This is a genomic window from Mycobacterium sp. SMC-19, from assembly GCF_045310815.1.
Taxonomy (GTDB): Bacteria; Actinomycetota; Actinomycetes; order Mycobacteriales; family Mycobacteriaceae; genus Mycobacterium.
The window spans coordinates 185,569-210,305 of sequence record NZ_JBJIAM010000005.1; the positions used below are offsets into that span (position 1 = coordinate 185,569).

Genomic DNA, 24,737 nt, shown 5'->3' on the forward strand with positions numbered 1-24,737 from the left:
GCGCTCGCGTAGGCTTTCCGGCCATGACGACGATGTGGGGTGCTCCAATCCACAAACGCTGGCGGGGTTCGCGGCTGCGGGACCCGCGCCAGGCCAAGTTCCTCACGCTGGCCTCGCTGCGCTGGGTGCTGGCCAACCGGGCCTACACACCGTGGTACCTGGTCCGCTACTGGCGCCTGCTGAAGTTCAAGCTGGCCAACCCGCACATCATCACCCGCGGCATGGTGTTCCTGGGCAAGGGTGTCGAGATCCAGGCCACCCCGGAGATGTCGCACATGGAGATCGGCCGCTGGGTGCACATCGGCGACAAGAACACCATCCGGGCACACGAGGGCTCGCTGCGATTCGGCGACAAAGTGGTGTTGGGACGCGACAACGTCATCAACACCTATCTCGACATCGAGCTGGGCGACTCGGTGCTGATGGCCGACTGGTGCTACGTCTGCGACTTCGACCACAAGATGGATGACATCAACGTGCCGATCAAGGACCAGGGCATCATCAAGAGCCCGGTGCGGATCGGTCCGGACACCTGGATCGCGGCGAAAGTCACCATCCTGCGCGACACCAGCGTCGGCCGTGGTTGCGTCCTGGGCGCCCACGCGGTGGTCAAGGGCGTCATCCCCGACTACTCGATTGCGGTGGGAGCACCGGCCAAGGTGGTCAAGAACCGCAAACTGGCCTGGGAGACCTCGGCCGCCGAGCGGGCGGAGCTGGCCGCCGCACTGGCCGACATCGAACGTAAGAAGGCCTCCCAGAGCTGAGTTGCCGGTGACGCGACCGCGGGTAGTCATAGCAGGGCTGGGCGACAGCGGCGTGCTCACCGCGATCCGGCTGGCCAAGCACGCCGACGTGGTGGGCATTTCGGTCAAGCCCGCCCTGGTGAGCGGTCAAGAGCTCGGTCTGCGGCTGTCCCGCCCGCACCAGTGGGCGCGGGACTACTGGCTGCCCTTCGACCGATTCGCGCGACTGGACGCGGTGCGCACCGTGCACGGCGCGGTGACCGGCGTCGATCTCGATGGTGGAGCTCTGAGGGTCGCTTGCGCCGACGGCGCCACCCGCGACGAGCCCTATGACGCCCTGATCATCTCGACCGGAGTCAGCAACGGCTTCTGGCGTCAGCCCACGACGCAGTCGGCCGGCGATGTCGCCGCGGAGCTGACCGAGGCGCACAGTCGACTGGCCACCGCCGAATCGGTCATCGTCGTGGGCGGTGGTGCCGCGGCGGTCAGCAGCGCCGTCAACATCGCACGCACCTGGCCGGCCAAACGGGTCGCCCTGTATTTCCCGGGTCAGCGCCCCCTGCGTGAGCACCATCGGCGGGTCTGGAACACCGTCGAACGCAGGTTGGTCGACGCGCGTGTGGCGCTGCATGCCGAACACCGCGCGCTGGTGCCCGAGGGGTTCTGCTGCGACCGCATCACCGCTGACCCGGTTCATTTCAGCACCGGTCAGGACCCGGCATCGGCCGATGCCGTGCTGTGGGCGATCGGACGGGTGCGACCGAACACCGACTGGTTGCCGGCCGAGCTGCTCGACGAGGCCGGCTTCGTCCGAGTGATGCCCGACCTGCGGGTGCCCGGACATTCGACAGTGTTCGCGATCGGCGACGTCGCGGCGACCGACCCGCTGCGCAGCTCGGCCCGCAACCGGGCCGACGGCCTGCTGGCCCATAACGTGCGGGCCGCCCTCACCGGCCGCCCGCTCCGGCACTACCGGCCGCCAACCAGGCGTTGGGGTTCGGTGCTGGGGCCGGGGCCCGAGGGCCTGGAGGTGTTCGCGCCCTCTGGGCGCGCGTTCCGGTTCCCGGCCTGGTCGATCGACCGCGTGCTGCTTCCCTGGATCGTCCGGCGGGGCATCTATCGCGGCGTGCGCCCCAACGATCCGCTGAAAACTGCCAGAATCGAATGATGACGACACCGGCATTCTCCGATGTGTACCGGGAAAAGTATCTGCTGCTGACGACGTTCACCAAGGACGGCAAGCCCAAACCCACCGCGGTCTGGGGGGCGCCCGTCGGGGACAAGCTCTTGGTCATCACCGACGACGGGTCGTGGAAGACCAAGCGGATCAAGAACACTCCGCGGGTCACCATCCAAAAGTGCGGCGCACTCGGCAAGCCCAAAGGCGATCCCGTTGAGGCGGTGGCCCGAGTGCTGCCCAAGTCCGAGACCCGGCGGGTCTACGACGCCGTCATCAAGCGGTACTGGTGGCACGCCTGGTGGTTCGTCCCGCACTCGCTCGTGCGCGGTGGAATCGACAAGGTGCACATCGGCCTGGAAATCACCGCCGCCTGACCCGCCTCGAGTTTTCAGGCGAACTCAAGCAGCGTGTAGGCGCCCCGGAGATTCTTGATGGGGCCCCACTGCCAGAAAGTCGGGAACAGTGTTCCGAAGAACAGGCCACGCCCTTTGGGTATCGGCACATCGTGCACGGCACTGATGCCCGGCACCGTCTGGGACAGCCCGGCGAGCTGACGCGGCGACAGGCTGAACGGCATCGGGGGCACGCGATAGTGCCGCGATGAACGCATCCCGCGCGGAGCCACTTTCTTGACCAGGGTCGGTGGGACGTCGAAGAACATCTGACCGCCGGGGAAACGATCGGCGCACGCCGCGATGAGGTCCATCGCCTCGCGCGGCTGCAGATACATCAGCAGGCCTTCGGCGGTGATGAAGACCCCGGCGCTGGAGTCGACCTGGTCCATCCAGCTGTAGTCCAACGCCGACTGCGCCAGGTTGGTGATGCGCGGTGAGGTCGGCAGCAATCGTTCGCGAAGCCGCATCACCGGCTCTAAATCCACTGATACCCAATTGAACCGCGGATCGGGTAGGGCACGGCTCAAGCGCCAGAAGCTGGTTTGGAAGCCTTCGGCAAGTGCGACAACCGTCGCGTCGGGGTGCTCACGCAGATACGCCGTCGCGCATCGATCAACGGCCAGCGACCGCAACGCCATCTCTTGGCCACGACGTCCGAACTTGTCGAAGTCGAACGCGATGGACTCGACGAGTCGAACAGCCTCCGGGTCGTCGATGATGGCGTTGGAGTGTGCGGCCTGATATGCCCGACCGTTGAGCGTCATCAGGGCGGTTTCCGAAACTCCGTTCAGCGCACGGGCGTCGACTTTGGATTCGGCTGGGCGGTCCATCGCGCCCATGGTATCGGAGAAAACTGGTGAGCCGGGCTGCCGGAGCTAGGGTTTCACTGCGGGCAGCACCCGTTCGACCAGCAGTCGCAGGCTCTCCCAGCCCTCGTCCAACGGCAGGCCGCCGATCAGGGGGTGCAGGGTCACCCCGGTGCGGCCGGCGTGACACTGTGCCACGAGCTCTTCGGGAGTCAGCACCTCGATCTTGGCCGATGCGCGCAGCTCGGCGATGGTAGCGGTCGGACTCTCGTTGGGGCGAGGCACCTCGGCCACCGCCCAGGAACTGTATTCGGTTGCCTCGTGCAGGAAATGCTCACCACATCGTGCCCACGCCGCTTCGGGGTCGGTGGTCAGATGAGTCACGGTGTTGCCGTTCTCGGGGCTGAACACGAAACCCTGCTTGCCGTTGCGTGCCAGTTCATCTCGATACACCGATTCGATCTCGGGCATGGGCATCGGCGGCGAGAACGGCAAACCGAACCGGGCCGCTCGGCGGGCGGCCGCGGTGCTCATCCCGCCGATGAAGAACACCGGATGCGGCTTGGTGTACGGCTTGGGTGTCACGTCGATCAGCTGGCCGTGGTACTCGAACGGCTCGTCGCCCCAGGCTTTGAGCAGCACGTCGAGGCATTCGTCCATCAAGCGGCCCCGTCGCCGGAAATCCTTGCCCACCGCGTGGTATTCCTCTGGGCGGTAACCGATTCCGGCGACGAAGCTGACTCGCCCGGCGGACAGCTGGTCGAGCACCGCGATGTCCTCGGCGAGGCGCACCGGGTCGTAGAGCGGTATCAGCAGCGCGTTGATGCTGATGCGAATGTTGGTGGTGCATCCGGCGACGGCGGCGGCCATCAACAGCGGCGCGGGAAGCCAGCCGGTGGCCGCAAGATGATGTTCTTCGCAGCCGACCGCGGTGACTCCGTTGGCGTCGGCATAGGACGCCATCTCCAACGCCGCCCGGTACCGCTCGGCATTTTCGGCACCGGGGATGTTCGTCATGTTCAGCCGCAGGGCGCTCAGTAGTGGCATGGGATTGGTCGGTCACCTCCTGGGCGCCACCGTAGCGCACGAAATGATCAATCGATTGATTATGTCCGCGTCCCGCCGTTAGCCTAGGGGCTGTGACCGGTGCGCCAACCCCGCTGCTGATCGACGGCGCGCTGGTCGCCGGCGGTGCGGGCGCCTTCAACACCATCAACCCGGCCACCGAGGAAGCCATCGGTGCGGCCGCCGACGGTGACGCCGCCGATCTCGACCGCGCTGTCGCCGCCGCCCGCACGGCGTTCGACTCCTCGGACTGGGGCCGTGACACCGCCTTGCGGGTGCACTGCCTGCGCCAACTCCGCGACGTGCTCAACGACGAGATCGAGACGCTGCGTGAGATCACCATCGCCGAGGTGGGGGCACCACGGGCGCTGACCTATCGGGGCCAGCTGCAGACTCCCGTCGATGACCTGGATTTCCCGGCCGCCACTGCGGAGAGCTACCCCTGGCAGGTGGACCTCGGGGTGGCGGCTCCGTTGGGCATCACCACCGCGCGCACCCTTGTGCGGGAGCCGTTCGGCGTGGTCGGGGCGATCACCCCGTGGAACTTCCCTCACCAGGTCACGTTCGCCAAGATCGGGCCGGCGCTGGCGGCCGGCAACACCGTCGTCCTCAAGCCGGCACCCGACACCCCCTGGTGCGCAGCAGAAGTCGGTCGGATCATCGCCGAGAAGACCGACTTCCCGCCCGGAGTGGTCAACATCGTCACCGCGTCCGACCACCGTATCGGTGCCCGGCTCGCGCAGGACCCGCGTGTCGACGTGGTCTCTTTCACGGGCTCCACGGCGACCGGTCGCTCGGTGATGACCGCGGCCGCGCAGACCATCAAGAAGGTCTTTTTGGAACTGGGCGGCAAGTCGGCGTTCGTGGTCCTCGATGACGCCGACCTGTCCGCCGCGTGCACGGCCGCCGCGTCGACGGTGGCGATGCATGCCGGCCAGGGGTGCGCACTGACCACCCGGCTGCTGGTGCCGCGTGAACGCTACGGCGAGGCGCTCGACCTGGTGTCTGCCGCGATGTCACGGGTGCCCGTGGGTGACCCCAATGATCCGAAAACGCTGTGCGGACCGCTGATCTCGGCGAAGCAGCGAGACCGCGTGCAGTCCTACCTGGATCTGGCGATCGCCGAAGGCGGGACGTTTCACTGCGGCGGCGGCCGACCGGCCGGAGTCGACCGAGGCTTCTTCATCGAGCCGACGGTGATCGGCGGGCTGACAAACGAGGCCCGGGTGGCCCGCGAGGAGATCTTCGGGCCGGTGTTGGTGGTGCTGGCTCACGACGGCGACGCGGACGCACTGCGCATCGCCAATGACTCGCCGTATGGATTGTCCGCCACCGTGTTCGGGACCTACGACCGTGCCGCTCGAATGGCGTCGCGACTACGTGCCGGGACCGTCAACGTCAATGGCGGGATGTGGTACTCCGCCGACGTACCGTTCGGGGGATACAAGCAATCGGGAGTTGGTCGGGAGATGGGATTGGCGGGCTTCGAGGAATACCTCGAGACCAAAGTGGTGGCCACCGCGGTGCGTGGGGCGCAAGGCTGATGGCCGGGCCACCCGACCCGCAGGTGCTGGCGGCGTTGCTGGCGATGCGCGACGGCGCCGACAATGCGCCGGCGCCGCAGGTCGGCGATGTCGCCGCACGTCGTCGCAACGTGGGTCATACCTTCAATCAGGTGCTGGCGTCGCTGGCACCGGTCACCGGCGTAGAGACAAAAGAGTTTTCGCTGACCTGCGACGGGGGCACGCTGCCGTTGCGCTGGTACCGGCGCAACGGCGCCGATCAGCCCGGCAGCGCCGCGCTGTATCTGCACGGCGGCGGCATGATCCTGGACTGGGGACACTTGGGTCCGCTCTACGATGCGGCGGTGCGCGGCTACGTCGCTGCCTCCGGGGTACCGATGCTGGTGGTGGATTACCGTGTGGCGCCGGAATTCCCGCATCCGACTCCGCTTCAGGACTGCTACGCGGCATTGTGCTGGCTCGGCGAGCACGCCGGCGACCTAGGAGTCGACGCGTCCCGGCTGGCCGTGATGGGCGACAGCGCCGGCGGGGGACTGGCCGCAGGCGTGGGCCTGCTGGCCCGCGACCGGGGCGGACCGGCGATCGCAGCTCAGCTGTTGATCTACCCCATGCTCGACGACCGCACCCGCGAGGCGGGCGCCGCGGGCGCCACGCTGCTCACCTGGAGCTACGACGACAACGCCACGGGCTGGTCAGCTCTGCTGGGTGAAGGTGGCGCAGACGGCTACGCCGCCCCGGCCCGCGCCGACGACCTGGCCGGCCTGCCGCCGACCTACGTCGATGTCGGCGGGCTGGACATCTTCGCGCCGGAGGACGTCGCCTTTGCTCATCGCCTGGTTGCCGCAGGGGTCCCCGTCGAGCTGCATGTGTACCCCGGTTGCCCGCACGCGTTCGACCTGCTTGCGCCCGAAGCCGAGGTTTCTCAACGGGTTATCGCGCACCGAGTGAGGTATCTGGCGGCGCTGTAGCCGCGCCGAAGAGCCTGCGTAGCGCCGACTCGTCACCGTCGATCTCGACCAGTGCAGCCACGTCGTCAAAGCACAACACGCCCGCCGCGAGGCCGAGGACCAAGGGCGCCTCGGTGTGCAGCACGGCATCAAGCGGGCGCCCGTCGGGTTCGCCGACATCGATACCGGACTCGGTGGCCTGCAGTTGAACCATTCCGCCGTCCACGGCGACTCCCACCGCCACCGACGGGCCCGCTGCCACCCGATCGGCGAACAGGGCGGGAAGGGCCAGTCGCAGCCACTCGGCGCGGAACTCATCGCCCTGGGGGCCGCGGATCATCAACGGCGTGGACCAGCGGACCAGCGCGTAGATCGGCTCGCGCAGTTGCGCGCCCCAGGGGGTCAGTGCGTAGGTCACCGCCCTGCCGTCGTCGGCCAATCGCCGCTCGAGGACCCCCGCGGTCTCCAGATCGCGGAGCCGGTCGGCCAGCAGGTTCGTCGCGACCCCGGACAGCCCGTCGCGCAACTCGCGGTAGCGGGCCGGGCCCATCAGGAGCTGGCGCACGATCAACAGATTCCACCGGTCACCCACCACATCCAGGGCCCGGGCAAGTCCGCAGTACTGACCGTAGTCTCGACTCATCACCATCTGCTTGCTAATTTAAAGTGAACTTGACTATATCAAGTGGCGAGGGGGATCGGCATGGCAGACGCCCAACGGCCCGCGTGGGTCGACGACACGTTGTTTCCGTTCGAGAGCCGGTTCCTCGACATCGACGGGAACCGCGTCCACTACGTGGATGAGGGATCCGGGCCGGTGCTGCTGTTCCTGCACGGCAACCCGACCTGGTCGTTCGACTATCGCAAGATCATCGAAGCGTTGCGGCCGGACTTTCGATGCATCGCGGTGGACTATCCCGGGTTCGGCCTGTCGGCGGCGGGGCCCGGCTACCGGTACCTACCTACCGAACACACGCAGGTGATCGGCGCGTTCGTCGATGCGCTCGCCCTGAGCGGGATCACCTTGGTGGTGCACGACTGGGGTGGTCCGATCGGGTTGGCCGTCATACAACAACGTCCCGAGATCTTCGAACGGTTGGTGCTGTCCAATACGTGGGCATGGCCCGTCGGTGCTCCGCTCGTGCAGGTCATGTCGCATGTGATGGGTGGCTCGATCGGACGCCTGCTGATCAGACAGTTCAACCTCTTCGTCAACGTCATGATCCCCGTCGGGCACCGCCTCACCAAGCCCACCCGCAAGGAGATGGACCACTACCAAAAAGCCCTCGATAGCCCCGCGCGTCGGGAGGCGTCGGCGGTCTTTCCGCGCGAGATCACCGCCAGCCGAGCCTTTCTCGCCGACCTCGAATCCGGGTTGCCCGCCATCGCGGGGCTGCCGACGCTGATCATCTGGGGTGACGGCGATTTCGCCTTCGGCGACAGGGAATTACGGCAGTGGGAACAGACGCTGACCAATCATCAGACGGTGATCGTCGAAGGCGCCGGCCACTTCGTTCCCTCCGATGCCCCCGAACAATTCGCCGCGGCGATCCGCGACTGGCATCCGGGGCAATAGTGGCCTACGACGCGCAGCTGGCGGCCCGCGTGCGGGAGATGTTCGCCGCAGATGGCCCACCGGTGCTGGAGAAGGCGATGTTCGGCGGCCTGGCGTTCCTGGTCGCCGGCAAGATCGCGGTCGCCGCTATGGCCGGTGGGCTGCTGGTCCGCGTGGGTGCCGCGCGTGCCGAACAGCTGCTGAAAGCCACCGCCGCCCAGCCGATGGAGATGGGCGGACGGACCATGCGTGGCTGGGTCCATGTCGATGGCGAGCACATCGGTTCTGCGCATCAGCTCGCCGAATGGGTTGATATCGGAATCGCCGCCGCGGCAAGCGCTTAGGACGCGGCAGCAGCCTAGAACAGCGTGCCGCGGATGAGTTCTTCGGCGCAGCGCAGAGTGGCCCGGTAGGCGGCCGGTGATGCCTGCGCTGCCTGCTCGGTCAACCCCCGCGTCAATGCGTAGATCGCATCCGCGGCGCCGTCGCTGTCCACATCGGTTGCCAGCGACCCGCCGCGTCGCGCTTCACCGACGACCTCACCGATGACCTCGCGCAACGGCGAGACCTCGCCCGTGGCACGTTCGAAGGCGGCCAGGTACGGGTGGTCGTGGCTCAACCGATCGGCCTCGGCAAGTATCGCGGCCAGCTGATCAGCCACAGTGCCGGTCCGCTGTGCCGCGGCGTGTAATCGGGGCAGGGCGATCTCTCGCGCGGCGGCCACGGTCGCCGCCATCAGCTCATCCTTGTTCGGAAAGTAGTGGTAGAGGCTTGCGCTGGTCACGTCGGCGGCGGAGGCGATATCGCGGATAGTGGCGCCGGAACGGCCGACTTCGGCGACGCGCCGGATCGCTGCGCTGATGATCCGCTGGCGGGTTTCTTCGCTGCTGGTTCCAGCCGGTCGACCCCGCGGCGACGAAGTCAGGGGCATGATCACCTCAGATTAACCCGCCGGCGATCCGGCGGGTCACACACAGTGCCGGTTGTCGAGCGCCGGTGTCGAGGGCTGCGAGGATGTGTCCATGTCGACTCCGCAGCTGGGCCGCCCGGTCGGCGCCGTCGGCGGCCAGACCCGCCAGCGGATCATCGCCGCCACCATTGCGTGTGTAGCCGAATTGGGCTACGCGCGGACCACGATCCGTCAGATCGCGAGTACCGCGGGTGTCACCAGCGCCAACATCTACAACTATTTTCCGAACAAGGCCGAACTGGTGGCGGCCGCGATCGCCGCGCGGGCCGAGATCGCGCTGCCGCGACTGCGGCGCGCCGCGCAGCGGCCCGGCACCGTGGTCGACCGGATCGAGGCCCTGCTCGACGAGTCCGGCAACCTCATGCGCGAGCATCCCGATCTCGCCACCTTCGAGTGGGCGATACGCGCTCAGAATGCCGTCACCGTGTATCCGGGGGAGGCCGGCAGCGGGGGGCTCGAGGCGCTGCGCGACATCATCACCGGGATCGTGCATGACGACACTCATGGCGACGCCGGCGCAACGCGGCCGGAAGTAGAGGTCACCTACGCCCTGGTCTATGGCCTGACCGAGTTGGCGGCGACCGGTTCGCCGGAGACCTATCAGGCGGCGCTGGCCGCCGCGAAGCGGCTGATCAGGGGAACCCTGTTCGACGGCCATTGATATGATCAACTGATTGATTATATGCTGATCGGCGTTGCTGGGCTGGCTTTGCGGCGTTCCGGAGGTGCCTGATAGTGACCGATGTCCAGGATCTGCAGGGGCAGGAGTTTGATCCGAATGCCCTGCGGGACAAGTACACCCGGGAACGCCAGCGGCGCCTGCGCAGCGACGGGATCGACCAGTACGTCGAGGTGGTGGGCCGCTTTGCCCGGTTCGCGCAGGACCCGTGGGCGCAGCCGGGGTTCACCCGGGAGTCGCTGGCCGATGAGGTCGACGTCGCGATCGTGGGAGCCGGTTTCGGGGGTTTGCTGACCGGCGCCCGGCTGCGCGAGCTCGGGGTGGGCAGCATTCGGCTGATCGACAAGGCGGCCGATGTCGGGGGCACCTGGTACTGGAATCGGTATCCGGGTATCGCCTGCGACGTGGAGTCCTACGTCTACATGCCGCTGCTGGAGGAACTCGGCTACGTGCCGACCGAGAAATACGCCAAAGGCCCGGAGATCTTCGCGCACTGTCAGCGCATCGCCCGCCACTACGACTTGTACCGCGACGCCTGCCTGCAGACCGAGGTCACCGAAATCCGTTGGGAACAGGCGACATCACGCTGGCGGATCAGCACCAATCGCGGCGACGCATTCCGGGCCAGATTCGTGTCGATGGCCAATGGCTACCTGCAGAAGCCGAAGTTGCCGGGTATTCCCGGCATCGACGATTTCGCCGGTCGGACCTTTCACACCAGCCGCTGGGACTACGAGTACAGCGGCGCGGATCTGGTCCGGCTGGCCGACAAACGGGTCGGGATCGTCGGCACCGGCGCTACCGCCATCCAGTGCGTGCCGCGATTGGCCGAGGCGGCCGGGCACCTCTACGTCTTTCAGCGCACGCCGTCGACGGTGGACGTGCGCGGCAACCGGCCGACCGACCCGCAGTGGGCGGCGGCACTGGAGCCGGGCTGGCAACAGCGCCGCATGGAGAACTTTCAGATCCTGACCGCGGGCGGCACCGCCGACGAGGACCTGGTCGATGACGCCTGGACCAGCCTGACCAAGCAGATGCCGATAGTCGATGAGGGTGGCCCGAACGCCGCCGAGATGGCCGACTTCGCCAAGATGGACGAGATCCGCGGCCGCGTCGACGCGCTGGTGGACGATCCGGCCACCGCCGAGGCACTCAAGCCGTGGTACGGGTACTACTGCAAGCGGCCGTGCTTCCACGACGAATACCTGCAGGCCTTCAACCGCGACAACGTCACCCTGGTCGACACGAAAGGCCTCGGAGTCGAGCGGATCACCTCTTCCGGCGTGGTGGTCGACGGCGCCGAATACCCTTTGGACTGCCTGATTTTCGCGACGGGTTTCGAGGTAGGCACCGACTATTGCCGGCGCACCGGCTTCGAGGTCATCGGGCGCGACGGCGTGACCCTGACCGACAAGTGGGCCGACGGTGTGCGTACCTTCCACGGCCTGCACGTGAGCGGCTTCCCGAACTGCTTCATCGAGAGCATCGCCCAATCCGGGTTCACGGTGAACTTTCCCTACCTGATCGACACCCAGTCGCGGCACGTGGCGTGGGTGATCGCCCACGCGTTGCAGCAGGGCGTGGCCACCCTGGAGGTCACCAAGGACGCCGAACAGGGCTGGGTTGATGCTGTGGTGGCGCGTTCCGACGTCATCGCCGGGCGGCGCGAGTCCTGCACCCCGGGTTATTACAACCGCGAAGGTCACGCCAACGCCCGGCTGCGGCAGGACAGTTTCTTCTTCGGCAGCCCTACCGAATACGCCGACATCCTGGGTGCGTGGCGAGACTCCGGTGCCCTGGAAGGATTCACCGTCACTCGATGACGGCGGGCGGGGCTAGAGCCCGAAGTCGATGACGCCCCTGATCAATTCGCCGCGGGCGAGGTCTGCGTAAGCCTCATTGACGTCCTCGAGCCGGTAACGCTTGGTGACCATCTCGTCGAGTTGCAGTCGGCCCGCCTCGTAGAGCGTGGCCAACAGCGGGATGTCGGTCCGCGGATTGCACGAGCCGAAGACGGTGCCGCACAGGTTCTTGTTCATCAACATCATGTCCTGGGGATCGATGCTGGTCCGGGTGCCCTGCACCGCCATCCCGGTCAGCACACAGGTCCCGGCCTTGCGGGTCAGTCGCAGGGCATCTTCGATGTCGGAATCGGTGATGACCGATGGGGACACCACCACGGCGTCGGCCATCACACCGCGCGTCAGGTCGCGGACTGTCTCGAACGCCTCGCCGGTGCTGGCCGCGGTATGCGTGGCGCCGAACGTCGGTGCCGATTCCCGCTTGAAGGCAACGGGATCCACCGCGACGATCCGGACGGCGCCGTTGATACGGGCGCCCTGGACGGCGGCCGTGCCGATGCCGCCCACCCCGATGACCACGACGGTGTCCCCGCCGCGCACACCGGCGCGATAGGCCGCCGAGCCGTACCCGGTCGGCACCGCGCAGGCCAGCAGGGCCGCGGGAAGCAGGGGCAGGTGTGGATCGATCTTGACCAGCGAGGCGGCCGAGACAACGGTGTGTTCGGCGAAGGCGCCGATCTTGGAGACATGCGCCAGATCCCGGCCGTCTGCGCCGTGGTGGCGGAAGGTGCCGTCGGTGGGCATTCCGGGCAGCATGGTTCCCGCGCCGGCATCACAGATGTACCCCATCCCCGAAGAACACCAATGACATTGACCGCAGACCGCCACGAATGACGTCACCACATGATCGCCGGGGGACAACCCCGTGACACCGTCGCCGACCTGCACAACCACCCCGGAGCCCTCGTGGCCGCCGATCGTCGGAGCGGTGGGAGCGCTCTGCGCCGGCGGGGCCAGGTGGCCTTGACGGATGTGTTCGTCGGAATGGCACAGGCCCGCCGCGGCCATGCGGACCAAGACCTCGCCGGTGCGCGGCGGATCGAGCTCGAACTCCTCGACCGACCAGGGCCCACCGTAGGTTCGCAGGATCGCGGCGCGGCTCTTCATCGGCCAGGGTTACCGGTCCGGCAGTGCGTGCTCGATGATCGGGCGGCGTGGCTGCGGGTCCCGCAGGCGGCGTTTGGCCGCCAGGTACACCTGGGCGGTCTCGTCGGCGACGGTGTGCCAATCGAAGTCGGAGCTGAGCCGCTCCCGGGCGGCGACGGCGCGGCGCTGGGCGGCGGCCGGGTCATCGAGCACGTGGCAGACGGCCGCGGCCAGGGCCGGCACGTCGCGCGGCGGGCAGGACATACCGGTTTCGCCGTTGATCACCGCCTCGCCCAATCCCCCCACGTTGGCGACCACCAGCGGGGTCCCGGCGGCAGCGGCCTCCAGCGCCGCCAAACCGAACGGTTCGTAGTGGCTGGGCAGTGCCGCCGCGTCGGCCCGGTGCAACAGTGCCAACAATTCGTCGTGGTCGACCCGGCCGATAAACCGGGTTGCCTTGAGTACCCGGCTCTTTCGGGCGCACTCGACCAGCCAGTCCTGCTGCGTGCCGTCGCCGGCGATGGTCAGCGTGGTTCCCGGGTGGGCGCGCCGGATCCGCGGCAGGGCCGCGATGATGTCGTGCACGCCCTTCTCGTATTCGAGTCGCCCGACGAACAGGATTTCCGGCGGGCCGGTGCGGGGCTGGCGGCGGGCGAACGGCCACCGTGCGGCGTCGATGCCATTGCGGATCACGGTGGTTTCGGCGAGTCCGGGACCGAACAGGTCGGTGATCTCGTCCCGCATCGAGGCCGAACAGGTGATCAGCGAGTCGGATTCGCGAACCAGCCACGATTCCACCGCGTGCACCTGACGGCTCAGCGCTCCGGACACCCAGCCGGAGTGACGTCCGGCCTCGGTGGCATGGATCGTGGAAACCAATGGCACATCATAGAATTCGGCAAGTGCGATCGCGGGGTGTGCAACCAGCCAGTCGTGGGCGTGCACCAGATCGGGGCGCCACACGCTCTGGCCGCCGTCGATCTTGAGCGACAGTCCGGCGCGGACCATCGAATGACCCATCGCCAGTGTCCAGGCCATCATGTCTTCGCCGAAGGAGAATTCGTGCGGGTCTTGGGCCGCGGCGACCACCCGCACGCCCTCGCTGATCTCGTCGGACGACGGGTGCGTACTCGGGTCGGTGCCATAGGGGCGCCGGCATAGGACGACGACGTCGTGCCCGGCGGCGGCCAGCGCGGTCGACAGGTGATGGACATGCCGACCCAACCCGCCGATCACCACCGGCGGGTATTCCCACGACACCATCAGGATTTTCACGCGGCGGTTCCGTTCTGACGCGCACCGTAGCGGTGCGAGGTCCGGAGGTGGGGGGTCACCGTGGCAGCCTACGGGCATCCAGGGCGCCGAACAGGCCGTCGGCCTTATTCCAGCCGTCGGCCAAGCGCTGTGCGGTGTCTCGGTGACCGCCGGCCAGTGCGTCGGCGATCTCGCGGGTGGCGTGCGCGTGCAGCTGTGCGCGATAGCGGGCGTAGTCGGCGGCGGAGTCCTTGCTGACCATGAAGGGCCAGTCGCTGGAGACCGTCAGCAGTGCCTCACGCAGGATCTGGTCGGCGACCCGGTCGCGCGGGGCGGGACCCGACGGCGCAGCCGTCTGGGACAGGGCCTTGTCGACGGCGCCCAACGCGGTCTCGGTCACCTCGGAGTTCAGCTGCACCAGGTCGGCGACCTTCTCGCCGGACCACACCCGCCAGTCCTTGCCCGAACCCCACGAGCTGGGCGGCAGTTCGACCGCCTCGCCGACGAATCCGGCGTTGATGGCATCGGTGAGGGTCCCGACGCGAACCCCCGCTTCCGGCAGTGCCCGCAGCACCCGGGCCAGCCAGGTCGGTCCCTCGTACCACCAATGGCCGAACAGCTCGGTGTCGAATGCGGCGACCACGTGGGCCGGTCGGCCGATCCGCTCGGACTCGGACTGCAGGCGGCCTCGGACCACCTCGACGAAATCGGCGACGTGGGCATCGATCGCGGCATCGGCGCGCTGCGGGTCGTACGGCGCCTTCTGCTCGGGGGAGACGTTGCGGCCCGTTACCCGGGACGGCTTCAACCCGGTGCGGTGGTCATAGGTGTGGAAATCCCGGTAGGCGTCATGCCCGGGATAGCCCGACTTCGGCGACCACACCCGGTAGCTGACTGCAAGGTCACGGCCGAACGCGATCACGTCGGAGTCACCGACCGGTCGGCCCAGTGTGGTGTCGCCGTGCAGCGACGGACCGTCGACCATGAAGTGCGAAATCCCGGCGGCCGCGTACTCGGTTTCCAGGCCGGGCGTGTACGCGCATTCCGGTGCCCAGATTCCGGTGGGGGTGTGGGCCAGCCGCGCCCGAGCGTCGGCCAATCCCTCGTGCAGCGCGAACTGGCGCAGTCGTGGCGCCAGCAGGGGTTGGAACGGGTGGGCTAGCGGACCGCCGAGCAGTTCCACCGTCTGCGCCTGTACCAGCTCCCGGAGCAGCGGGCTGGCGCCGTGGCGCCACAGCAGCGCGAACTCCTCGAGAGCCTGTTCGGCGGCGGCGCATTCGTGCAGCCCGAACGGGCGGATGTCGGCCAAAGTGGTGGCCTGCGCGGCGCGCAGCTGCCAGTTCGCCAGCCAGTGGTGCATGCCGTCCAGGCAGTACGGGTCGTCGAGCTGGGCGGCGACCACCGGTGTCACCCCGAGCGTGAGCAGGTTTCGCCGGCCTTCGGCGGCCAGCGTCCGCAGCACCCGCACCAGCGGCAGGTACGCCGCCGACCAGGACTGGTAGAGCCACTCCTCGCCGACCGGCCAGCGGCCGTGGTGTGCCAGCCAGGGCAGGTGGGTGTGCAGCACCAGGGTGAACAGGCCCGGTACCGAGCCGTTGGATTCTTCGGTCACCGGCGCACCGCGATCGCCAACAGGTCCAGGCTGTCGTCAATGTCGCGCTGCGAGGCTTCGAGGATGTCGAAATCGTCGCTGGTGACGGCGGCGACGTCGGCCAGCAAGTCGGCCGGCCAAGGCGCGTCGGCGACCGCCCGCGCGATCTGGGCGTCGATGATCGAGCCGCCGTGCCGGGCGTCCATCTCGGCCAGGACCGGTCCGTGAAAAACCCCGAACATGCCGTCCATGTCGAATCCGCCCTCGAGCAGCAGCTCGGTGAGCTCGGCGGCATTGAGTTCGCGGGTGTGGAACGGGTTGATCGGTGTGTCGCGGCCGGGGGAGAAGGTGATCCGGTTGGGAGTGGACACCATCAGCAAGCCGCCGGGCCGCAGCACGCGGGCGCATTCGGCGATGAACTGCCCCTGGTCCCAGAGGTGCTCGATGACTTGGAAGTTGACCACCACGTCCACGGCCGCGTCGGGCAGCGGCAAGTCGGCGAGGTTTCCCTGGACGGCTTCGACGCGCGGGTAGCGGGCCCGTACGTGGGCCACCGCCGAGTCGTCGTAATCCACGCCGATCACCCGCTGGGCCACGCGCGCGATGAGGTCGGCGCCGTAGCCCTCGCCGAATCCGGCCTCCAGGACGTCGCGACCGCTACAGCGCGGCGCCAGCTGCTGGTAGACCACCTCGTGACGTCGGAACCAGTAGTTCTCGACGTCCAGTCCGGGAATGGTGCGCTCCCCGGTCAGCGTCAGCGTGCTGTCGCTGGGCGGCGTGCCGGTGGAGTCTCCGGCGGCATTCGTAGATTTCATCGCACAGGCAGGCTAACGCGAAGGGCGCGGTCCATGAACCGGCTACCCCACATGGCATTATCACGACCCGCTACGCTGTACACGCGAACCGCATTAAGTTACCGGTGAGTAACATTCTCGTGCGGCTGCGTGAATCGCTACCGAAGTCTTGTGGCCCGCCGCTGCAGGACCCCTTCGAGGAGGACGAACCACACTCATGACGAACATCGTGGTCCTGATCAAACAGGTCCCAGACACCTGGTCGGAGCGCAAGCTCACCGACGGTGACTTCACGCTGGACCGTGACGCTGCCGACGCCGTGCTCGATGAGATCAACGAGCGGGCCGTCGAAGAGGCGCTGCAGATCCGGGAGAAGGAAGGCGCCGAAGGCACCGTCACCGTGCTGACCGCCGGCCCGGAGCGGGCCACCGAGGCGATCCGCAAGGCGCTGTCGATGGGGGCTGACAAGGCCGTGCACATCCTCGACGACGGCATGAAGGGTTCCGACGTCGTCCAGACCGGTTGGGCTCTGGCGCGCGCCCTGGGCGCCATCGAGGGCACCGAGCTGGTCATCGCCGGCAACGAGTCGACCGACGGTGTCGGCGGCGCGGTTCCGGCGATCATCGCCGAGTACCTGGGTCTGCCGCAGCTGACCCACCTGCGCAAGCTGACCGTCGAAGACGGCAAGGTCACCGGCGAGCGGGAGACCGACGAAGGCCTGTTCACCCTGGAGGCCTCGCTGCCGGCCGTGGTGAGCGTCAACGAGAAGATCAACGAGCCGCGCTTCCCCTCCTTCAAGGGCATCATGGCCGCCAAGAAGAAGGAAGTCACCGTGCTGACGCTGGCCGAGATCGGCGTCGAGGCCGACGAGGTCGGTGTCGCCAACGCCGGTACCAAGGTGACTGCTTCGACCCCGAAGCCGCCGAAGACCGCTGGCGAGAAGGTGACCGACGAGGGCGATGGCGGCACCAAGATCGCCGGGTACCTGGTTGCCCAGAAGATCATCTAAGCGATCCCCGGACCTAGCGAAGACGGAAGAAAATAGACATGGCTGAAGTACTTGTGCTCGTTGAGCACGCCGACGGAGCGCTGAAGAAGGTCAGCTCCGAACTGATCACCGCCGCGCGTGAGCTCGGCGAGCCGTCCGCGGTCGTCGTCGGTGCCCCCGGCACCGCCGCCCCGCTGGTGGACGGACTGAAGGAGGCCGGCGCCGCCAAGATCTACGTCGCCGAGTCCGACGTGGTGGACAGCTACCTGCTCACCCCAGTCGTCGACGTGCTGGCCGGGCTGGCCGAGACGGCCGCTCCGGCCGCGGTGCTGATCGCCGCCACTGCCGACGGCAAAGAGGTTGCCGGCCGCCTGGCTGCCCGGATCGGTTCCGGACTCCTGGTCGACGTGGTCGAGGTCAAGGCAGGCGCCAAGGTGGTGCACTCGATCTTCGGTGGTGCCTACACCGTCGAGGCCGAGCCCACCGGGGAACTCCCGGTCATCACCGTGCGTGCGGGTGCGGTGGAGCCCGCGCCGGCCGCCGGTGCGGGCGAGCAGGTCACCGTCGAGGTGCCCGCGGCCGCCGAGAACGCCACCAAGATCACCTCGCGTCAGCCGGCCGTGGCCGGTGACCGCCCGGAGCTCACCGAGGCCCCCATCGTGGTGTCCGGTGGTCGCGGTGTCGGCAGCGCCGAGAGCTTCTCGGTGGTCGAGGAGCTGGCCGACTCGCTCGGCGCGGCCGTCGGTGCCTCGCGTGCCGCGGTGGACTCGGGCTACTACCCGGGCCAGTTCCAGATCGGCCAGACCGGCAAGACGGTTTCGCCGCAGCTGTACATCGCGCTGGGCATCTCCGGTGCGATCCAGCACCGGGCCGGCATGCAGACGTCCAAGACCATCGTCGTGGTCAACAAGGACGAGGAAGCGCCGATCTTCGAGATCGCCGATTTCGGCATCGTCGGCGACCTGTTCAAGGTCACCCCGCAGCTGACCGAGGCGATCAAGGCCCGCAAGGGTTAAGAAGACCTCTATGGGCGTTCGCCGGGCCCGCCCGGCCGCCAATCGTCAAAGCCCCCGCACGCCTGGCGTGTCGGGGGTTTTGTCGTCCTTGCGGGGCCGCGACGCCGAGTGCGCGCAGTTGCGCGAAACCCTCGCGGCCGCCCGTGGCGGCCGCCCTCAGGTGCTGGTGCTGCGTGGCGAGGCCGGGATCGGCAAAACCGCTCTGCTCGATTACCTGGCCGAGTCCGCGCCGGATTTTCACGTGATCCGGGCGGCCGGGGTGGAGTCCGACATGGAGCTGGCGTTCGCCGGGCTGCAGCAGCTGTGCGCACCCGCGGCCGACGGGATCGACCTGCTGCCCGAACCACAGCGCGAGGCGCTGGCCATTGCCTTCGGCATGAGCAGCGGGTCGGCGCCCGACCGATTTCTGGTCGGCCTGGCAGTGTTGGGGCTGCTGGCCGGGATCGCTGCCCGGCAGCCGGTGCTGTGTCTGATCGACGACGCCCAGTGGCTCGATCGGGTTTCGGCTCAGACGCTGGGGTTCGTGGCACGGCGACTGCGGGCCGAGTCGATCGTACTGGTGTGCGCACTGCGTGAACCCGTCGACGGTCTGACCGGGCTGCCGAAGCTGATGCTGCGCGGCCTGGCGGACTCCGACGCACGCGCCGTGCTGGAATCGGCGTTGCCGGGCCGGATTGACCCCCAGGTCGCCGACCGGATCGTCGCCGAGACGCATGGCAACCCGCTGGCACTGCTGGAACTGCCGCGGGGGTTGTCCGCGGCCGAGCTGGCCGGCGGCTACTACCGCCCCGACGTGGTGCCGGTGGCGGGACAGATCGAACGCCATTACCTGACCCGGGTTCATGGGCTGCCCGACGATGCCCAACGGCTGTTGTTGCTGGCTGCCGCCGAGCCGGTGGGGGATGCGGCGCTGCTGCTGCGGGCGGCCGGTGAGCTGGGTCTGGCGGTTGCGGCCCTGGCCCCGGCCGAGCAGGCCGGCCTGATCGAGGTGGGCGCGCGGGTGCGGTTCCGGCATCCGCTGGTGCGCTCGGCGATCTACCGCGCGGCGAGTCTGGAGGGCCGCCGGGATGCCCACCGCGCGCTGGCGCAGGCCACCGACCCGGCACACGACCCCGACCGGCGGGCGTGGCATCGCGCCCATGCGGCAGCCGGCCCGGAAGAATCGGTCGCCGCAGAGCTGGAATGCTCCGCCGACCGTGCGGCGTTACGCGGTGGAACCGCTGCAGCAGCAGCGTTTTTAGCCCGTGCCACCGAACTGACCCCCGACCCGCTGCGGCGCGGATCCCGTGCGCTCGGGGCAGCCGAAGCCAAGCTGGCGGTGGCCGAAATAGACGCGGCCGCAGCACTGTTGGGTGCCGCTGAGCTGGCGCCGCTCGACGAGCTGCAGCGTGCCCGATTGTTCCGGATGCGCGCGCAGTTGGGATTCACCCGTGGCCGCGGCAGCGGTCACGCCGCAACCATTCTTGATTCGGTTCACCAGTTCTTCAGCGCAGCAAGTCATTTGGAGTCTATTGATGCGGTGATGGCGCAAGAGACCCTGCTGGAAGCGGTCAGCGCGGCAATGTACGCGGGCCGGGCGTTCGGCGCGCAGGTGCGCCATCACACTGCGGCGGCACTGGCAGCGGGTGTGCGGACGGCCCCGAACCGGCCGGCCGATCTGCTGCTGCTTGCGCTGACCACCCGCATCAGTGCCGGCTGCCAAGCCGGCCTGGAGCCGATGCGCGCCGCGATTGCCGCACTGACCCCGAACACCTGGTCATGGCAGGCGTTTCCGATCGGGTACGAGGCCGCTGTGCACGACGTGTGGGACGACGAGGCCTGGTATCGGATCGCAGGCGACGCCGTGCGGGTCGCGACCGACACCGGTGCGCTGGCCATGCTGCCGATCGCGTTGACAACCCGGGCCGGCGTGCACGTACAGGCGGGGGAGTTCGCCGCGGCGCGCGCGCTGATCGCAGACGCCGACGCGCTGACCGCAGCGGTCGGTCAGGCGCCGGTGCGCTACCACGCGCTGGCGCTGGCGGCCTGGACGGGCGAGGAAGCCGAGGCGAGGGTGCTGATCGACGCCGCGGCCCGCAGCGGGGCGGCCCGCGGAGAGGGCCGTATCACCGCGCTGATCGGCTACGCCTCCGCGGTGCTCTACAACGGGCTGGGCCGCTACCAGTCGGCGTGCGAGGGGCTGCGCCGGGTGCTGGAGTACGAGGATCTGGGCCTCTACGGGTGGAACCTGGCCGAACTGGTGGAGGCCGGGGCGCGCGGCGGTGAGCAGCCGTTGGCCGCCGAGGCACTGGCGCAGCTGGCCGAACGCGCCACCGTCAGCGGAACGGACTGGGGGCTGGGAGTGCTGGCTCGCTCGCGTGCGCTGCTGTGCGACTCAGCGACCGCCGAGGACCACTATGTCGAGGCCGTCGAGCGGCTGGGGCGCACCCGGATCGCCGTGGACCTGGCGCGTGCGCACCTGGTGTACGGGGAATGGCTGCGTCGCGAGAAGCGGCGCGGCGACGCGCGTACGCAGCTGCGCACCGCCCACGAGATGTTCACCGGTTTCGGGGCGCAGGCCTTTGCGCAGCGCAGCCGCCGCGAACTGCAGGCGATCGGGGACAAGGTCGGCACCAGGACCGCTGCCGGCGGTGATGTGATGACACCGCAGGAGCAGCAGATCGCCGAGCTGGCCGGTGCCGGGTTGACCAATGTCGAGATTGGGGCGCAGCTGTTCATCAGTGCCCACACCGTCGAATGGCACCTGCGCAAGGTCTTCGCCAAGCTGGGCATCCGCTCACGCCGGGAACTGCGCGACACCGCGGCCGGTCGCTGACCGGGGCCCCAAACCCCGCCGGTAGGACAGCAGACTACGGACTTTCCGGGGTTCCCCCACGCACTGCGCGGTGCCAGGGTCGAGGTATCGAAATCGTGCTGAGGCGAGAGGGTGTGTCGAGGATGAAGATCACTGTGATGGGTGCCAGCGGGCAGATCGGCACCAAGGTCGTTGAGCTGCTGCGTGCCGCGGGCCACGAGACCGTGGCAGCCGCCCGCAATTCGGGTGTCGACGTGCTGACCGGCGATGGCCTGGCCGAGGCCCTGTCGGGGGCCGACGTGCTGGTCGACGTGGTCAACTCGCCGGACTTCGCCGACGGCCCGGTGCTGGATTTCTTCACCAAGTCCACCACCAATCAGGTGGCCGCGGCCAAAGCCGCTGATGTCGGCCACTATGTCGTGCTGTCCATCGTGAACTGCGACGGTCTGCCCGACAGCGGTTACATGCGCGCCAAGGTCGCCCAGGAACGCATCATCGCCGACTCCGGGTTGCCCTACACCATCGTCCGCGCCACCCAGTTCCACGAGTTCGCCGACGGCATCGTTGCGTCGATCACCGTCGACGGCGAAGTCCGGGCCCCCGAAGGCCTGATCCAGCCGATCGCCGGTGCCGAGGTGGCCGCCGAAGTGGCCCGGGCCGCGCAGGGCGCGCCGGTCGACGGCATCGTCGACATCGGTGGCCCGGAGAAGCTGACCTTCGCCGAAATGGCGGCGCTGGTACTGGCCCACCGCGGCGAGAACCTCCCGATCGTCGTCGATCCGGCCGCGGTCTACTTCGGCACCAAGATCGGCGACACCGGCCTGGTCACCGGCGACGACGCCACCCTGGCGTCCACCCGGCTGGCCGATTGGCTGGTGGGGCAATGAACGAGCTGGCGGGTCAGACCGCATTGGTGACCGGCGGGACCGCGGGCATCGGACTGGAATCCGCACGCCTGCTGGCGCGGCACGGCGCCGAGGTGATCATCACCGGCCGCTCGGCGAAGCGTGGTGCCGCCGCCGTCGCCGAACTCGGTGGCGGGGTGCGATTTGTGGCTGCGGACCTGTCCGACCTCGATTCGGTGAAAGCTCTGGTGCGCCAATGCGGTGACGGCGTCGACATCCTGGTGAACAACGCCGCCAGCTTCCCCGGCGCACTGACCGTGGAACAGGACGTGGCATCGTTCGAGTCGACGTTCGACACCAACGTGCGCGGTGCCTATTTCCTGGTCGCCGCCTTGGCGCCGGGGATGCTGCGGCGTGGGCGCGGCAGCATCGTCAATGTCACCAGCATGGTCGCCTTCAAGGGCGTCCCAGGTGCGTCGAGCTACAGCGCCTCCAAGGCCGCGTTGGAGTCGCTGACGCGCACCTGGGCCGCTGAATTCGGCCCGCAGGGCGTACGCGTCAACAGTGTTGCCCCGGGACCGACCGCCACCGAGGGGGTCGTCGCCGAATGGGGTGACGTCAACGATGAACTGGGCCGGGCACTTCCGCTCGGGCGTACGGCTCACGCCGCCGAGATCGCCGAAGCCGTGCTGTTTCTCGCCTCGCCGCGGTCCAGTTTCATCACCGGCTCGACCCTGCACGCCGACGGCGGCGGCGCCGCCGCCTGAGCCGCGGCGTTGAGATTGCACTGATGGTTGTGCATGACATGGCGGATTCACGACCGTAGATGCAATCTCAACGCCCGTTGGGCGTTGTTCACCAATGCGCACAAGTCGTCATCAAGCGTGCACCGACATGTCACGCCGTGATTGCCTGGTCGCTGCCTGGCTGCGCGACCGTGACGAGTGTGAGCACTGGTTCTGTTCTCATCGCCCCTGAGCCCGCCACCGATTCTCCCGCTTCCGGGACCGACAACCCGCGCTACTCGCTGCTGTTGTCTACCGACCCCGCCATGATCGAAGCCGCGCAGCGGCTGCGATTCGAGGTGTTCAGCACCGAGCCGGGCTTTTGCCTGACCGACACCGGCACCGGCCGCCCCGGCCTGGACGCCGACCATTTCGACGAGTACTGCGACCACCTGCTGGTGCGCGACGACGACTCCGGAGAGCTGGTCGGCTGCTACCGGATGCTTCCTCCCACCGGGGCTATCGCCGCCGGAGGCCTTTACAGCGCAAGTGAATTCGATGTCACCGCGCTGGACCCGCTGCGGCCGTCGCTGGTCGAAATGGGTCGCGCCGTGGTTCGGCCGGGGCACCGTAATGGCGCCGTCGTGCTGTTGATGTGGGCCGGCATCCTGGCCTACCTGGACCGCTACCAGTACGACTACATCACCGGCTGCGTATCGGTGCCGGTGCGCGGTGAGGGCGCTCCCGGTAGTCAGATCCGCGGGGTCCGCGATTTCGTGCGGCGGCGTCACGCCTCCCCACACCGGGTGACTCCGTATCGGCCGGTGGTGATCGACGGTAAGGGCCTCGACGAGATCGCGCCGCCGACTCGGCCAACCATGCCGCCGCTGCTGCGGGGCTACCTGCGTCTGGGCGCACGAGTCTGCGGTGAACCGGCCCACGACCCGGCCTTCGGTGTGGGGGACTTCCCGGCCCTGCTGCGCCGCAGCGAGGCCGACACCCGCTACCTGCGCCGGCTGCGGTCGGTGTCCGCGGCGTCGGTGGTGGCGGGAGCTCCTGAGGCTGCCGACACCGCCGCACACGCGTGAACCAAACGGCGGTGAACGCCTGGGCGCCCCGGGCCGGCTGCACCCCGCGATGCGTCCGGGGCGGTAGCGAGCGGCCGTTCCCGGGGGTGGCGGCGCTACGGCTGGCCCTGGTGGTGCTGCTGGCGCCGCTGCTGCCACTGCTGGCGGTCCCGATTCCGGGTCGTGCCCGGCTGCAGCGTGGCGGCTGCCGGGTGGTGTTGCGCTGCTTCGGGGTGCGGGTGACGACCACCGGCGGGCCGGTACGCAACCTGCGCGGCATGTTGGTGGTCAGCCCGCACGTGTCCTGGCTGGATGTGTTCGTGATCGGTGCGGTATCGCCGGGGACTTTCGTGGCGCGCGCCGACCTGATCAGCTGGCCCGGTATCGGAGCGTTGGCCCGCCTGATGCGGATCATCCCCATCGAGCGGGACAGTCTGCGCGGGTTGCCGGTGGTGGTGGAGACGGTGGCGGCGCGATTGCGGGCCGGCCGCACGGTCGTGGCGTTCCCGGAAGGCACCACCTGGTGTGGACGGGCCCACGGCCGGTTCTATCCGGCGATGTTCCAGGCCGCCGTGGACGCGGCACGACCGGTGCAGCCCCTGCAGCTCACCTACCACCATCACGACGGGTCGCCGTCGACCCTGCCCGCATTTGTCGGCGACGACAGCCTGCTGGCCTCGATGCGTCGTTTGATCACCGCGCGACGCACTGTCGCACAGGTGCACGTCGCCGCCCTGCAGCTGCCGGGAACCGATCGGCGTGAGCTGGCCGCTCGTTGCCAGGCGGCGGCGGGCTGGCGGGTGCGGCCGCGCCGACGAGCCCGCATCGCTTGTTGAGCACCCTGGCCGCCCG

At 68.5% G+C, this 24,737-nt stretch carries 24 protein-coding genes; 16 read left to right on the forward strand and 8 right to left on the reverse strand.

Going from position 1 to position 24,737, the window contains the following annotated elements; all coding sequences use genetic code 11:
• Window positions 1-23: 23 nt before the first annotated feature.
• From ACJH5R_RS13070 to ACJH5R_RS13080, 3 genes are read left to right on the forward strand one after another with little or no spacing between them, the layout of a single operon-like run.
• Window positions 24-764, forward strand: a complete 741-nt coding sequence (locus tag ACJH5R_RS13070) for an acyltransferase (protein ID WP_308483749.1) — start codon at window positions 24-26, stop codon at window positions 762-764.
• Between the two features lie 7 nt (window positions 765-771).
• On the forward strand, window positions 772-1,911 hold the full coding sequence (locus tag ACJH5R_RS13075; protein ID WP_406757469.1) for an FAD-dependent oxidoreductase: 1,140 nt from the start codon (window positions 772-774) through the stop codon (window positions 1,909-1,911).
• Window positions 1,908-2,297, forward strand: a complete 390-nt coding sequence (locus ACJH5R_RS13080) for a PPOX class F420-dependent oxidoreductase (RefSeq protein ID WP_406757468.1) — start codon at window positions 1,908-1,910, stop codon at window positions 2,295-2,297. The genes ACJH5R_RS13075 and ACJH5R_RS13080 overlap by 4 nt, the downstream gene beginning before the upstream one ends.
• Window positions 2,298-2,311: 14 nt before the next feature.
• Here ACJH5R_RS13080 and ACJH5R_RS13085 read toward each other — a convergent pair whose 3' ends face one another.
• Both ACJH5R_RS13085 and ACJH5R_RS13090 read right to left on the reverse strand, forming a co-directional pair.
• Window positions 2,312-3,157, reverse strand: a complete 846-nt coding sequence (locus tag ACJH5R_RS13085) for a class I SAM-dependent methyltransferase (RefSeq protein ID WP_406757467.1) — start codon at window positions 3,155-3,157, stop codon at window positions 2,312-2,314.
• A gap of 36 nt (window positions 3,158-3,193) precedes the next feature.
• The gene (locus ACJH5R_RS13090; RefSeq protein WP_406757466.1) at window positions 3,194-4,171 is read right to left on the reverse strand and encodes an LLM class flavin-dependent oxidoreductase; all 978 of its coding nucleotides are present in this window, start codon (window positions 4,169-4,171) and stop codon (window positions 3,194-3,196) included.
• Between the two features lie 92 nt (window positions 4,172-4,263).
• On the opposite strand from ACJH5R_RS13090, the gene ACJH5R_RS13095 reads away from it, so the two are divergent.
• Window positions 4,264-5,733: an aldehyde dehydrogenase gene (locus ACJH5R_RS13095; protein ID WP_406757465.1), complete on the forward strand. Its 1,470-nt coding sequence runs from the start codon at window positions 4,264-4,266 to the stop codon at window positions 5,731-5,733.
• A complete protein-coding gene (locus ACJH5R_RS13100; protein WP_406757464.1) occupies window positions 5,733-6,680 on the forward strand; it encodes an alpha/beta hydrolase in 948 nt (315 codons plus the stop codon). Before ACJH5R_RS13095 ends, ACJH5R_RS13100 begins: the two co-directional genes overlap by 1 nt.
• Here ACJH5R_RS13100 and ACJH5R_RS13105 read toward each other — a convergent pair.
• Entirely contained in the window at window positions 6,643-7,302 is a 660-nt protein-coding gene (locus ACJH5R_RS13105) for a winged helix-turn-helix transcriptional regulator (protein WP_406782105.1), read from the reverse strand. The two genes, ACJH5R_RS13100 and ACJH5R_RS13105, sit on opposite strands and share 38 nt — an antisense overlap.
• Window positions 7,303-7,362: 60 nt before the next feature.
• Between ACJH5R_RS13105 and ACJH5R_RS13110 the strand changes: the two genes are divergently transcribed.
• Window positions 7,363-8,235: an alpha/beta fold hydrolase gene (locus tag ACJH5R_RS13110; RefSeq protein ID WP_406782106.1), complete on the forward strand. Its 873-nt coding sequence runs from the start codon at window positions 7,363-7,365 to the stop codon at window positions 8,233-8,235.
• On the forward strand, window positions 8,235-8,558 hold the full coding sequence (locus ACJH5R_RS13115) for a TfoX/Sxy family protein (RefSeq protein WP_406782107.1): 324 nt from the start codon (window positions 8,235-8,237) through the stop codon (window positions 8,556-8,558). The genes ACJH5R_RS13110 and ACJH5R_RS13115 overlap by 1 nt, the downstream gene beginning before the upstream one ends.
• 14 nt (window positions 8,559-8,572) lie before the next feature.
• Here ACJH5R_RS13115 and ACJH5R_RS13120 read toward each other — a convergent pair whose 3' ends face one another.
• On the reverse strand, window positions 8,573-9,145 hold the full coding sequence (locus tag ACJH5R_RS13120; protein ID WP_406782108.1) for a TetR/AcrR family transcriptional regulator: 573 nt from the start codon (window positions 9,143-9,145) through the stop codon (window positions 8,573-8,575).
• A gap of 91 nt (window positions 9,146-9,236) precedes the next feature.
• Here ACJH5R_RS13120 and ACJH5R_RS13125 point away from each other — a divergent pair, with 91 nt between their 5' ends.
• Together ACJH5R_RS13125 and ACJH5R_RS13130 are read left to right on the forward strand one after the other, a co-directional pair.
• The gene (locus ACJH5R_RS13125) at window positions 9,237-9,845 is read left to right on the forward strand and encodes a TetR/AcrR family transcriptional regulator (RefSeq protein WP_406782109.1); all 609 of its coding nucleotides are present in this window, start codon (window positions 9,237-9,239) and stop codon (window positions 9,843-9,845) included.
• A 74-nt stretch (window positions 9,846-9,919) separates the two neighbouring features.
• A complete protein-coding gene (locus ACJH5R_RS13130; protein ID WP_406782110.1) occupies window positions 9,920-11,686 on the forward strand; it encodes a flavin-containing monooxygenase in 1,767 nt (588 codons plus the stop codon).
• A 12-nt stretch (window positions 11,687-11,698) separates the two neighbouring features.
• On the opposite strand, the gene ACJH5R_RS13135 is transcribed toward ACJH5R_RS13130, so the two are convergent.
• Genes ACJH5R_RS13135 through ACJH5R_RS13150 form a run of 4 tightly spaced genes read right to left on the reverse strand, consistent with a single transcriptional unit; the run spans window position 11,699 to window position 16,471 of the window.
• Window positions 11,699-12,832 carry an NDMA-dependent alcohol dehydrogenase gene (locus ACJH5R_RS13135; protein WP_406782111.1) on the reverse strand — a complete coding sequence of 378 codons (1,134 nt, stop codon included), beginning with the start codon at window positions 12,830-12,832 and terminating at the stop codon, window positions 11,699-11,701.
• 9 nt (window positions 12,833-12,841) lie between these two features.
• Window positions 12,842-14,086: a glycosyltransferase family 4 protein gene (locus tag ACJH5R_RS13140; RefSeq protein WP_406782112.1), complete on the reverse strand. Its 1,245-nt coding sequence runs from the start codon at window positions 14,084-14,086 to the stop codon at window positions 12,842-12,844.
• Window positions 14,087-14,141: 55 nt separating this feature from the next.
• Entirely contained in the window at window positions 14,142-15,677 is a 1,536-nt protein-coding gene (locus tag ACJH5R_RS13145) for a 1,4-alpha-glucan branching protein domain-containing protein (RefSeq protein WP_406782113.1), read from the reverse strand.
• Window positions 15,674-16,471 (reverse strand): class I SAM-dependent methyltransferase, encoded by a 798-nt coding sequence (locus tag ACJH5R_RS13150; RefSeq protein WP_406782114.1) that lies wholly within the window; start codon window positions 16,469-16,471, stop codon window positions 15,674-15,676. Before ACJH5R_RS13150 ends, ACJH5R_RS13145 begins: the two co-directional genes overlap by 4 nt.
• A 196-nt stretch (window positions 16,472-16,667) precedes the next feature.
• Between ACJH5R_RS13150 and ACJH5R_RS13155 the strand changes: the two genes are divergently transcribed.
• The 7 genes from ACJH5R_RS13155 to ACJH5R_RS13185 all read left to right on the forward strand — a co-directional run bounded on the left by ACJH5R_RS13155 (window position 16,668) and on the right by ACJH5R_RS13185 (window position 24,721).
• A complete protein-coding gene (locus tag ACJH5R_RS13155; RefSeq protein WP_406757453.1) occupies window positions 16,668-17,459 on the forward strand; it encodes an electron transfer flavoprotein subunit beta/FixA family protein in 792 nt (263 codons plus the stop codon).
• A 38-nt stretch (window positions 17,460-17,497) separates the two neighbouring features.
• The gene (locus ACJH5R_RS13160) at window positions 17,498-18,454 is read left to right on the forward strand and encodes an electron transfer flavoprotein subunit alpha/FixB family protein (protein ID WP_406757452.1); all 957 of its coding nucleotides are present in this window, start codon (window positions 17,498-17,500) and stop codon (window positions 18,452-18,454) included.
• A gap of 10 nt (window positions 18,455-18,464) precedes the next feature.
• Window positions 18,465-21,269, forward strand: a complete 2,805-nt coding sequence (locus ACJH5R_RS13165; protein ID WP_406782115.1) for an AAA family ATPase — start codon at window positions 18,465-18,467, stop codon at window positions 21,267-21,269.
• Between the two features lie 122 nt (window positions 21,270-21,391).
• Entirely contained in the window at window positions 21,392-22,135 is a 744-nt protein-coding gene (locus ACJH5R_RS13170) for an SDR family oxidoreductase (protein WP_406782116.1), read from the forward strand.
• Window positions 22,132-22,860 (forward strand): SDR family NAD(P)-dependent oxidoreductase, encoded by a 729-nt coding sequence (locus ACJH5R_RS13175; RefSeq protein WP_406782117.1) that lies wholly within the window; start codon window positions 22,132-22,134, stop codon window positions 22,858-22,860. The genes ACJH5R_RS13170 and ACJH5R_RS13175 overlap by 4 nt, the downstream gene beginning before the upstream one ends.
• Window positions 22,861-23,039: 179 nt before the next feature.
• Window positions 23,040-23,906, forward strand: a complete 867-nt coding sequence (locus ACJH5R_RS13180; RefSeq protein ID WP_406757448.1) for a GNAT family N-acetyltransferase — start codon at window positions 23,040-23,042, stop codon at window positions 23,904-23,906.
• A gap of 11 nt (window positions 23,907-23,917) precedes the next feature.
• Window positions 23,918-24,721, forward strand: a complete 804-nt coding sequence (locus tag ACJH5R_RS13185) for a lysophospholipid acyltransferase family protein (RefSeq protein WP_406757447.1) — start codon at window positions 23,918-23,920, stop codon at window positions 24,719-24,721.
• Window positions 24,722-24,737 lie beyond the last annotated feature (16 nt).